A 13294-nucleotide genomic window follows, 5' to 3' on the forward strand; every position below is an offset into this window, starting at 1 on the left:
AAATTTTGCTAAATATTGGAGTAGGTATTCCTTAAGATACAAATACAGAACTAGGCTACTTTACTTCCGTATTGTGATGATGAAAGAAATCGGGAAACTATAAGAAGAAGATAGTTAGATTAAAAAATAGTTAAAATCAGAAAGAAGAATTTTCGATTCCACTGTCGCTATTTTTAGGTTTCTATTTTTAAATCTTAGAATGGAACACTTATATTTTTATAAGTTTAAACCTCCCAATTAAGAGCTGTTAAAGTGGTGTTTTTGTAATAAAATTCGTTTCGTTACTATGTTATTTTAAGCCTTTAAAACAGAGATTAAAAAAGGAGTATGCTAATTACAGAAACTATGATTTTTTAAATTGAAAGTGGTGGCTGCAGATTATCAATTTGTTGCATTTGACTTAATTATGATGAATAATTCGCAATGATATTTTGTTAAAAGACTTTTTTTTGATTAATTGGCGATTAATTTGTAATATAACTGCTAATAAAGTGTAGTAATGTGTTTTTTATGCTCTTATTTTTGTGTTTAGTATAATTTTAGTATTAAATTTTTAAGGTATTAATTTTAAAATCGAAAACGTTTTCGGCACAACGAAAACGTTATAGTTTGGTAAAATCTTAATTTTATCATAAAATTATAATTATGTTTGATATTAATATTTAAACAAACCATTTAAACAAATTATTAACCAACTTATTTATTACGTATGAAAAATAGTCTAATTAAAGGCTTGATGGTGTTTCTAACGATGCTGTGTACAAGTTTGACTTATTCGCAAGATGTGTCAGGTACAGTATCGGATGCCAGCGGTCCACTTCCGGGGGCTTCTGTCTTAGTTAAAGGAACAACAAATGGAGCACAAACTGATTTCGATGGAAAATTTACTATCAAAAATGTTGCCTCAAACGCAGTTTTAATTTTTAGTTACATTGGTCTTAAACCTCAAGAGATAAATGTGGCAGGTAAAAGTACCGTTCAAATCACATTATTAGAGGATTCTGCTGAATTGAAAGAAGTTGTAGTGATAGGCTACGGTTCAGTAAGAAAGAAAGATGCGACTGGTGCAGTGGATCAAATTGGAGCAAAAGATTTTGATAATGTTTCTTCTCCGTCTCCAGCACAATTATTAAGAGGGAAAGTAGCGGGTGTTCAAGTTACACAATCCAGTGGTGAGCCAGGCGCTGGTGTAGCAATTAGAGTTCGTGGTAACTCTTCTATTCGTTCAGGTAATAGCCCATTAATCGTTATTGATGGTGTTCCTTTGGACGGTGGAAATGTTTCCGGTGGAGGAGATGATTTATTAGGAAGTTCTTCTGCTAAGAATCCATTAAACTTTGTGAATCAAAATGATATAGAAAGTATAAGTGTATTGAAAGATGCCTCTTCAACTGCTATCTATGGTTCTCGTGGATCTAATGGGGTAATTGTAATCACAACTAAAAAAGGAAAATCGAATGTACCACAAATAAATTACAGCTCCTCTGTACAGTTCAGTAAAATGTCAGGTAATCTGGATGTTATGGATGCGAATCAATTTGTTGCTGCTGGTGGTATAGATAAGGGATCTAGATCTTATGATTGGGAAGATGCTGTTTTGAGAAATGGTTTTTCAACTAATCATGATCTATCTTTTGCTAAAACTACAGAAAATTCCAATACTAGAATTTCCTTAGGTGCTTCAAGTACGAATGGTATCGTTAAAAACACAGGATTGGATAAATACAACGCTACTGTTTACAATTCAAATGATTTCTTCGGAGGTGCGTTGAAAATAGAAGAAAGAATTATCTATGCCTCTTTAAAGGATGAAGCGACGTTATTATCTAATAATGCTGGAGCTGTTGGGAATCTTATGGGTGCAGCGCTATACTGGAATCCGACGCTACCAATTTATGCCCCAGACGGATCTTATACCTTTGTAGGAAATGATTATTTGAATCCTGTTCAATTGCTTGATGCATACAAAGATTATACAAACACTAATAAATTATTAGCTAGTATTAATACGACATGGAAAATTAATAGTAAATTAAAATACCAATTCTTATTTGGTATCGAGACCTCAAATTCAAGTAGAAAAAGTCAGTTGTTGCCAACAATTCAAATCACGAATGTTGCTCAAGCGACAGATCCTCAGACTTTAGTTACTAAATATGGACAGGCTAGTATTTCTAATTTGAACAAATTCAATAGAACTTTTGAGCATACCTTGAATTATAACAATGATTTTAGTGATAATTTTAATTTGGATGCATTAGTTGGATACTCATACTACGATTATACGGCAGATGGAAGTACAGCTACGGGTAAAGGGTATAGTCCTTTACAAACGAATTTAATTGACAATATTGAAGGTGGTTTGAGAAATGAGTTTAGAGTTAATTCATTCAGAAATAGAGTAGAATTACAGTCCTATTTTGGTAGAGTTAATGCCACTTTGTATAAAAAGTTAATTGTAACGGCTACTTTGCGTGCCGATGGGTCTACTAAACTAGGAAAAAATAACAAATATGATTATTTCCCTTCTGTAGGTATTGCTTACAAAGTGATTGAAGATCAAGAAGGGTTGTTTAATAGTTTCAAAGTTAGAGGAAATTATGGTATCACAGGAAACCAAGAGTTTGCACCTAACTCTGCTATTGCGAGAGCTTCTTATTCACTCGATGGAGGTCTTGGTGAGCAAATCAACGCAAATGAAAATTTAAAATGGGAAACTACTAAATCGTATGGTATAGGTGCTGATTTTGAATTGTTCAACAATAGGTTGACAGGATCTATAGATTATTTCCAAAGGGATACCAAAGATTTAATTTTTCCAGTTCCAGCCGCTTCTTCTCAACCTGGCCCGCCAGCGCCGCGTTTTGTGAACTTAGCCGGTAACTTAATCAATAAAGGGGTAGAAGTTTCTTTGAATTATAGTGTAATTAATACGCAAGATTTTACATGGGATATTTCAGGTAATGCTTCCTTCTTATCAAACGAAGTAAAAAACTTTCCAGGATTTATTGCTACAGGAGCATTAAACGGTCAAGGCTTGTCTGGGGCTTATGCTCAAGTAGTTACAACTAATTACCCTGCCTATACTTATTATCTCTATGAGTGGAGAGGGTATGATGCTGATGGGATGTCTATTTATGCAGATGCAGCCGGTAACGATACGGGTTTAGGTACTGCGGATAAAAAATTATTAGACAAACAACCTTTACCTAAAATCAATGTTGGTTTCAATACTTCTTTAGCATATAAAGGCTTCGATGCTAGTGCTTCTTTCTACGGAGCGTTTGGTCACTACATCTATAATAATACAACTAACGCCAATTTCGCTAAAAGTGCATTTAGTGGTGATCCAGGTAAAAACATAACCCTAGAAGTGGCGACATCGCCTCAATCGACAGCGGATGTTTCTGCACCATCTACTAGGTATTTAGAAAAAGGTGATTTCTTTAGAATGGGTAATTTAACTGTAGGATATACTTTCAAAGGAGATGTAATAGAGCGATTTAAAATGAAATCAGCTCGTTTCTTTGTAAATGCGTCTAATTTATTTATCATCACCAGCTATTCTGGATCTGATCCAGAGGTGGATACAGATAAATCTTTGAATGGAGTGCCTTCGGCAGGTATGGAATACTTATCGTATCCAAGAGAAAAAAGTGTAGCTGTTGGTATTAACGTAACATTTTAATTAATAGAACAATGAAAAGAATAAATATTATAAAAAGCATCTTTTTTGTAAGCACAATCGCGTTAGGCGTAAGTTGCACCAATTTAGATGAAGAAGTATTAGATGGTTTTGTTAATAGTGCTGAAGACGGCGGCGCTATTAATACTGCGGCTTTATTGCAATCATCTTATGAAGGATTGCGAAGCTTTGAAACTCAAGGGCAAATGTTTGCTTTGGATGAAATGTCAACAGATGCCTTAGTGGGACCAACACGAGGTGGTGACTGGGATGATAATGCTACTTGGAGACAAATTCACGTACATACCTGGGCACCGGATCATAATGAGGTAAGAAATGCGTGGAATGCTTTGCTGTCTAATGTTTACAACTGTAGTTTAGTAGTTGAAAACGGTACAGGTGCTGAAGTGCCTCAGGCTCGTTTTTTGAGAGCTTTCTACTATTATAATGTAATTGATTTGTTTGGTCAAGTTCCTTACAGAGAAGCAGGTTCCAAGTTAACAGATGATCCAAAAGTATGGACTAGAACTGAGGCGACTGATTTCGTAATTAGCGAATTAGAAGCTGTGGTTGCTCAACTCCCTGCAAGAACAGTTAATGATGCTAGTTTTGCTAACAAAGATGCAGCGCATTTTCTATTAGCTAAATTGTATTTGAACAAAGGAGTATTTACCGCTGCTGCTGCTGCAGGTCCTTATACATTTGCTGCCGCTGACATGAATAAAGTGGTGGGACATATAAATGCAATCAGTAGTAGTTTAGCTTCAGATTATTGGGATAATTTTAAACCTGCGAACAATACTTCACCGGAGATCTTATTCTCGGCTAAGAACATAAGAGGTGGAGCAGGTGGAGGAATTCAATACCACTGGAGAATGTCTATGCATTACAACCAGACTCCGGATGGATGGAATGGTTTCTCTACCGTAGCAGAGTACTATAACAAGTTTAATCCAAATGACAGACGTATCAAAAATGCTGATCCTGCAATTATAGCTGCTTTTGGTAATCCAGTGGGTTTCCAAGTTGGCCAAATGTACAAACCTGGAGGAACAGCTGCTTTGAATGATAGAAGAGGGAATCCATTATTTTTTACTCCAGCAGTAACCCTAATTACAAGCGGAACTACTTTAGAGACGGCCGGTATCAGAATGCAAAAATACATTCCGGATGCAGCTAACATTAATACTCCTGATAATGATTATGTATTCATGCGTTATTCTGATGCTTTGTTAATGAAAGCGGAAGCAATATTAAGAGGCGGTACAGGAAGTGTTGGAACTATTATGAGTGACATCGCTGCTAGATCAGGTCAAGCGGCTTCTGCTGCTACTTTGGATGGAGTGTACTTAGAAAGAGGAAAAGAATTGTGGTTAGAAGGGTGGAGAAGAAATGACATGGTTCGTTTTGGAAAATTCTTAGCAGTTAGAGAATTAAAACCTTACGTTTCTGCTGATAAATATATTTTGTTTCCAATTCCAGCTGATGCATTGTTTAATGCGAATTTGAAACAAAACCCAGGATACTAAAGATTTGTTTACTATTTATTGTTTTTTGAGTTAGTCATAAAGAGGGTATTTATTACCCTCTTTATTTTATAACTATTTTATTCTTTTTTATACCAATATTATATAAATTAGGCAATTCTAATTCATACAATTCCCTAACTAAAATGCCACAATATAATATGTCAAATCGTTTTGTCTTATTACCACTTATGATGCTCTTTTTTTCTAATTGTTCCAAAGAAAAGTCACAAAACAAAGACGTTTTATTCTCTAAATTAGACGCTTCTAAAACAGGAATTACTTTTGTTAATGAAGTAAAGAATGGCGCGGATATGAATATATTTAAATATCGAAATTTTTATAATGGTGGCGGTGTTGCTATTGGAGATATCAACAATGACGGTCTTTCGGATGTATATTTTACTTCAAATCTTGGAACCAACAAATTATATTTAAATAAAGGAAATTTCGAATTTGAAGATATTTCTAAAAAAGCAGGTGTCGAAGGAACCAAAATCTGGTCAACAGGCGTGGTTATGGTCGATATCAATGCTGATGGATTCCTTGATATTTATGTGTGTAACGCAGGGAATAGCTTAGGAAATCAACAAAAAAATGAACTATTTATAAATAATGGCAATGCAACTTTTACTGAAAAAGCAGCCGAATACAATCTAGCGGACACCGGTATTACTACACATGCTGCTTTTTTTGATTATGATAAAGATGGGGATTTAGACGTTTATATTTTAAACAATAGTTTTATTCCAGTAAGCAGTCTTAATTATTCTAATAAAAGAGATTTAAGAGATAAAGATTGGGATGTAGCAGAAATTCTAAAAGGTGGAGGCGATAAATTATTGCGTAACGACAACGGAAAATTTATTGATGTAAGTGCGGCAGCGGGAATTTACGGGAGTCTTATTGGATTTGGTCTTGGAGTTACAGTAGGAGATGTAAACGGAGATTTGTATCCGGATATTTATATTTCGAATGATTTTTATGAGCGGGATTATTTATACATCAATAATAAAAATGGAACCTTTACCGAACAAATTCAGGGATGGACATCGCACATCAGTCAATCCTCCATGGGAGCTGATATGGCCGATGTCAACAATGACGGGAAAGCCGATATTTTTGTAACAGATATGTTACCAGAACCGGACGAACGCTTAAAAACGACAACCAATTTTGAAAATTATGATTTATTTACCCGAAAAGTAAATCTCGATTTTTATACTCAATATATGCAGAATACGCTGCAAATTAATAATGGGACTAATCAATTCCTTGAAATAGCAAATTATGCTGGTGTTGCTAAAACCGATTGGAGTTGGGGCGCTTTGTTATTTGATATGGATAATGATGGTTACAAAGACATCTATGTTTGTAATGGGATTTATAACGATTTAACAAATCAAGATTTTGTGGACTTTTTTGCTAATGAATTTATGCAAAAAATGGTAGTTACTGGTAAGAAAGAAGAAATTCAAACTATTATCAGTAAAATGCCAACAACACCAATACCCAACTATGCATTTAGAAACAATAAGAACTTGACTTTTACAAATGAAGCTGTGAAATGGGGATTTGATACGCCAAGTTTTTCTAATGGTGCAGCTTATGGCGATTTAGACAATGATGGCGATTTAGATTTGATCGTCAATAATGTCAATATGGAATCATTTGTTTATCGAAATAATTCAGAGAAAAATAAAAAGAACCAGTTTATAAAAGTAAAATTAAAAGGAGAAGGTCAAAATAAATTTGCTGTCGGGAGTGTTGTTGAATTATTCTCAGGAAAAGAGATTCTCAGACAAGAGTTAATTCCTTCACGAGGTTTTCAATCGTCAATCGATTATATAATGACTTTTGGAATTGGAACTAAAAAAATAGATTCCTTACAAGTAATTTGGCCAAACGGAAAATTCCAAACCATAAAAAAAATAGCAAATAATAGTACTTTAAAGTTAAATATCACGGAGGCTAAATTTGATTATATTCCGAAAAATAAGATATCAAAACCATTATTTTTAGAGAAGAAAACACCGTTTACAACACATAAAGAAAATGATTACATTGATTTTGATTATGAAGGATTGGTATCGAAAATGCTTTCACAAGAAGGTCCCTCTCTTGCCGTTGCCGATATTAATGGAGATGGCAATGACGATGCTTTCATTGGCGGAGCCAAAGGGCAGGCTAGCAAAATTTATTTGAATAATGGCAATGGTAATTTTGCTGTCACTTCTCAGAAAGACTTAGATGGCGATTTTAGTTTTGAAGATACAGCAGCCAGTTTTTTTGATGCAGATAATGATGGCGACATTGATTTGCTAGTTGGTTCCGGTGGAAACGAAAAAGCAGATCAGGCTAATTATAAAAACCGTTTGTATTTGAATAATGGGAAAGGAGTTTTTGTAAAAAGTAAAACAAACGTGCCAACAACCAATAATAATGTCTCCGTAATTGCAGCAAATGATTTTGATAATGATGGCGATATCGATGTGTTTATTGGTAGTCGAAGTGTTCCTGGAGTGTATGGAATTGATCCTAAGCATTTGTTGTTGGAAAATGACGGCAACGGCAATTTTACAAATGTAATAGATAAAAAAGCATTCAAAATTAACGCAGTTGGCATGATTACCGATGCGGTTTGGGAAGATATTGATAATGATTCCAAAAAAGATTTAATCTTGGTTGGCGATTGGACTGCTCCAATGATTTTCAAAAACACAGGACGAAGATTGACAGAATATAAATCTAATCTTACTGACTTTAAAGGTTTTTGGAACGCAGTGCGTTGTGTGGACTTAAATAATGATGGAAAAAAAGATTTGGTTTTGGGTAACAAAGGAACAAATACGACTTACAAACCCGCTGTTGCAAATCCATTAAAATTGTTTGTTAATGATTTTGACAACAACGGAACTATTGAGCAAATAGCCACTCGATCAATTGAAGGTAAAGATTTTCCTATAAACCTAAAGCAGGAATTAGCGAGACAGATTCCTTTAATTAAAAAGAAAAATTTGAGTTACAAAGATTATTCGACCAAGACATTTCAAGAATTATTCGTCCCAGAAATAGTTAGTAATTCGATACAAAAGACGGTCAGTATTCAAGAAAGTATCATTGCAATCAATAAAGGGAATGGTAAGTTTGAAATAAAAGCACTTCCAAAAGAAGTTCAATTTTCATCTGTAAATTCAATTTGTGCACTGGATATCAATAATGACGGAATTTTAGATTTAATATTGGGAGGAAATCAATACGAATTCAAACCACAGTTTTCAAGATTAGATGCGAATTATGGTAGCGTACTTCTAGGAGGTAAAAATGCGACTTTCTCTTGGTTGCCTTACGATAAATCGGGTTTCTTCATTAAAGGAGAGGTCAAAAACCTGAAGGTAATAAGAGATAAAAACAAAACGGTTTCAGTTATAGCGGTTATCAATGATAATATCCCCAAAATATTTAGAATCAATGAATAATTATTTTAGAATAATTCTGGCTTTAGTACTTTTTAGTAGTTGTTCCAAAAAGGAAGGAAAGTTATTTGAGATGTTGCCTTCAGAGGAAAGCAATATTTTATTTGATAACGAATTATTGGCATCCAAAAACATTTCGATTTTAGATTATTTATACTATTATAACGGTGGCGGAGTAGCTCTTGGCGACATCAATAACGATGGTTTAGTCGATATTTATTTTACTTCTAATCAAGGGAAGAATAAATTGTACTTAAATAAAGGGAATAATAAATTTGAAGATATTTCCGTAAAAGCTGGAGTAGAAAGTCAAAGTGACTGGAACGCTGGAACGGTGATGGCTGATGTAAATGGAGATGGATATCTCGATATTTATGTTTGTGCCGTAGTAGGGATTAATGGTTTTGAAGGTCAAAATGAATTATTTATCAATAATAAGGACAATACGTTCACGGAAAGTGCAGCACAGTTCGGGTTAGATTTAGATAATTACAGTTCGTCAGCCGCTTTTTTTGATTATGATTTGGATGGAGATCTTGACATGTATTTATTAAATCATGCGGTTCATTCTGAATCTTCTTTTGGCAATGCTACTGTTCGAAACAATAGAAGTTATGAATCTGGTGATAAACTATTTCGAAATGATAATGGAAAATTTATAGATGTAAGTGAACAGGCAGGGATTTTTGGCGGTGCCAATGGATATGGATTGGGATTAGCAGTTTCCGATTTCAATTTAGATGGTTATCCAGATATCTATGTGGGAAATGATTTTCATGAAGATGATTACTATTATCTCAATAACGGTGATGGAACTTTTACCGAAAGTTTAAAACAATTTTTTGGACATACCTCTAGATTTTCTATGGGTGTGGATGTTGCCGATGTAAATCATGATGGATTTCCCGATATTCTAAGTCTAGATATGCTTCCTGAGGATGAAAAAGTTTTGAAATCTTCTCTTGGCGATGACAACGTCCAAATGCTCAAAATGAGAACTGAAAAATTAGGTTATCATTATCAGTATACTAGAAACATGCTGCAATTAAATCAAGCTGGAAACCACTTTACCGAAACTGCTTTGCTAAGTGGTATTGCAGCAACCGATTGGAGTTGGAGTACTTTGTTTGGCGATTATGATCAAGATGGGGAGCAGGATATTTTTGTGAGTAACGGAATTCCAAAACGTCCAAATGATTTAGATTATGTCAAATATTATTCAAATGATCAAATAAAAAGTAAAATTAGCACCACAAAGTTACTGGATAAAGAGGCTTTAAAGCGCATGCCAAAAGGAAATGTAACGAATTATGTTTTTCAAGGCGCAGCTGATTTGCAGTTTAAAAACCGCTCTAAGGATTGGATAGTGAATGATTCGATAATTTCAAATGGCAGCGGCTATGCTGATATCGATAATGATGGAGATTTAGATGTAATCACTAATAATACGAATGCAATTGCTTCGGTTTACATTAATAAAACCGATGCAAAAGCAAGCTATTTAAAATTGAAACTACGTTTTACGGGAAAAAACACCTTTGGAATTGGAGCCAAAGTAATTAGCTACGTTGGTGGAAAGAAACAATTTAAGGAACTGCAAACTACCAGAGGCTTTCAATCTTCATCAGAACCGATAATTCATTTTGGCTATGGAAAAACAAAACAAATAGATTCATTAGTGGTGGTTTGGCCAGACAAGACTTATCAAACCTTGAAGAAAGTTAAAACATCTCAAACCCTTACGATAAAAGCAAATAAAGATAGAAAAGTTTTTGATTACAAAACGTTGCATCCTTCTGTCTCGCCCATTTTTAAAAAGTTACAAACAGGATTAGGAATCGACTATACGCATCAGGAAAATGACTATGTGGACTTTTTAGTTCAAAAATTAATTCCATATCAACGCTCAGATCGAGGAGCTGCAACAGCAATCGGGGATTTAAACGGCGATGGAAAAGAGGATATTTTCTTTGGTGGTTCCAAAGGGAAAAAAGCGGTGATCTATTTCCAAAATACCACTGGATTTGTCAAAAAAGAACTTGTTGAAATCGAAAAGGATTCTATTTTTGAAGACGCCTCAGCAGTGATTGGTGATTTCAATAACGATAGACGTAATGATTTGTATGTCTCTAGCGGTGGAGGTGAAAATGCAGCTGATTTAGAAGATCGATTGTATTTGAATAAAAACAATCAGTTCCTCAAAGCAGCTTTGCCAAAAATAGCACAAAATGGCTCCGTGGTGAAGGCTTTTGATTATGATAAAGATGGTGATTTAGATCTTTTTGTGGGTAATAATTCTATAAATAATAGATTTGGAACCCTTCCTGATTGTTATTTGTTAAACAACAATAAGGGAGTTTTTACAATTGTTGAAAACAAAACTTTTCAAAATATTGGAATGGTTACCGATGCTGTTTTTACAGATTTTAACAAGGATGGGAAAGCAGATTTAATTGTAATTGGGGAATGGATGAAACCTACTTTTTTTGCAAATAAAAACGGTAAATTTACGGATATAACAGCAACTGTTTTTCCAGAAAAAAGCAATGGATTATGGCAATCAATAATTCCTTTTGATATCGATCAGGACGGCGATCAGGATTATTTGGTTGGGAATTGGGGTATGAATTCAAAATTTAAAGCTTCTAAGGATTTTCCAATGAAGATGTATTATGATGATTTTGATACTAACGGTAATTATGAAACCATTGTTGCCGTAGAAAAGGAAGGGAAATATCACGCTATTTTAGGTCTGGATGAGTTAGCAGAACAATTTAGCGGGATGCTCAAAAAGAAGTTCAACAGTTACAAATCCTTTGCAGGAAAAACACTGGAAGAGGTTTTTGATGTAAAAATGCTTGAAAAAGGAAAACTATTTGAAGTTCATAATTTGAAATCGGGTTATTTAAAAAATGACAATGGTAAATTTACTTTTATACCTTTTTCGAATAAAATGCAAGTAGCTCCAATTACCAGTTTTGTAAAATCTAACTTTGATTCGGATGCAAAAGAAGAAGTGTTTGCAGCGGGGAATTATTTTGGTGTTTCGCCATTTCATAGTCGGTTTGACGGATTTTCTGGCGCATTAATCAAAAACGAAAAAACAATTTATTTAGGAAATCAAATCGGAATTGATTTGACTCAAAAAGCGGTTCGGCACCTTGATATTATTACTTTTAATGGTAAGAAATACATGTTGGTTACGATCAACAACAAAAAGGTAGAAGTATATGAAATGCCATCAACTAAAAAATAGAAAGTAACTTACAAATTAGTAAAAAATGAAAACTAAAATTTTTAGTCTTGTCTCCATTATGCTTCTTTTTATTTCTTGTAAAAAGAATCAATCTATTGTGGTCACTACTAATGAATATCATGCAGCAATAGACAATGTGACGCAAATCATGATTCACGATATCTTTTCGCCACCGGTTGCCAGTAGGATTTTTGTTTATCCAAATATTGCCGCGTATGAAGTAATGGCTCAAAATAGCAAGACCTATATCAGTCTTCAAAATCAACTGAACGGGTTAGATTCAATACCGAAGTTGGATTCTAAGAGTGGTGTAAATCAACCACTAGCAGCGCTGATTGCACACATGGAGCTCAGTAAACAACTGGTTTTTTCAGAAGAAATAGTAGATAAATTTAGAGACAGTTTGTATCAAAAATGGACTGATGAAAATGAAGAAGAGTTTATAGTTTCTAAAGAGTACGGACTTAAAGTGGCTGAACGAATTAAGAGATGGATGGGAAAGGACAATTATAAAGAAACTAGAACCATGTCTAAATTTTCTGTTTATGCCAATCAACCAGGAAGGTGGCAACCTACACCGCCCTCCTATATGGATGCTGTAGAACCACATTGGGGCGAAATCAGAACAATGGTTCTTGATTCGGCCTCACAGTTTAAACCAAAGCCCGCTTTACCATTCTCTCTTAGTAAAAATTCTCCGTTTTTTAAGGAAGTACAAGAGGTATATGATATAAGTAAAGAGATGATTGTGAAAGGAGACAATTCTGAGGAAATTAAAATAGCCCAATTTTGGGATTGTAATCCGTATGTTTCTGTGAGTCAGGGTCACATGATGTTTGCCAAAAAAAAGATTACACCTGGAGCACACTGGATGGGAATTGTAAAAATTGCTAGTAAAAAATCAAATGCAGATTTTGCTAAAACGGTTTTTGCCTATACTAAAACTTCTATTGGGATTTTTGAAGGTTTCATCAGTTGTTGGAATGAGAAATTCAAGAGTAATGTGGTGCGTCCAGAGACCGTTATCAATCAGAATATCGATGAAAACTGGAAACCTTTATTACAAACGCCTCCTTTTCCAGAATATACCAGCGGACACTCTGTGGTTTCTATGTGCTCAGCTTCTATTCTGACTTCGGTTTTTGGAGATAATTTTTCTTATACGGATGATACTGAAGTGCAATTTGGATTGCCAAAGAGGAAATATAGGTCTTTTGATGCTGCCGCTAAAGAAGCTGCTATGAGTCGGCTTTATGGAGGGATCCATTACAAAGCTGCCATTGTAAATGGGATTGATCATGGCAAGACAATCGGAGAATTTATCGAGGCAAAATTAAAAATGATTAAATAG

Annotated in this window: 5 protein-coding genes; all 5 read left to right on the plus strand. The window is 34.5% G+C overall.

Annotated elements, in window-relative coordinates:
- Positions 1 to 709 precede the first annotated feature (709 nt).
- The 5 genes from BUA03_RS06355 to BUA03_RS06375 all read left to right on the plus strand — a co-directional run bounded on the left by BUA03_RS06355 (position 710) and on the right by BUA03_RS06375 (position 13294).
- The gene (locus tag BUA03_RS06355; RefSeq protein WP_245792572.1) at positions 710 to 3688 is read left to right on the plus strand and encodes a SusC/RagA family TonB-linked outer membrane protein; all 2979 of its coding nucleotides are present in this window, start codon (positions 710 to 712) and stop codon (positions 3686 to 3688) included.
- Between the two features lie 11 nt (positions 3689 to 3699).
- Positions 3700 to 5214 (plus strand): RagB/SusD family nutrient uptake outer membrane protein, encoded by a 1515-nt coding sequence (locus BUA03_RS06360; RefSeq protein WP_066080410.1) that lies wholly within the window; start codon positions 3700 to 3702, stop codon positions 5212 to 5214.
- 158 nt (positions 5215 to 5372) lie between these two features.
- A complete protein-coding gene (locus BUA03_RS06365) occupies positions 5373 to 8690 on the plus strand; it encodes a VCBS repeat-containing protein (RefSeq protein ID WP_066080795.1) in 3318 nt (1105 codons plus the stop codon).
- Entirely contained in the window at positions 8683 to 11943 is a 3261-nt protein-coding gene (locus BUA03_RS06370) for a VCBS repeat-containing protein (RefSeq protein ID WP_066080793.1), read from the plus strand. The genes BUA03_RS06365 and BUA03_RS06370 overlap by 8 nt, the downstream gene beginning before the upstream one ends.
- Positions 11944 to 11968: 25 nt before the next feature.
- Entirely contained in the window at positions 11969 to 13294 is a 1326-nt protein-coding gene (locus tag BUA03_RS06375; RefSeq protein WP_066080407.1) for a vanadium-dependent haloperoxidase, read from the plus strand.

Origin of the sequence: Flavobacterium fryxellicola (assembly GCF_900143245.1) — a bacterium.
GTDB lineage: Bacteria > Bacteroidota > Bacteroidia > Flavobacteriales > Flavobacteriaceae > Flavobacterium > Flavobacterium fryxellicola.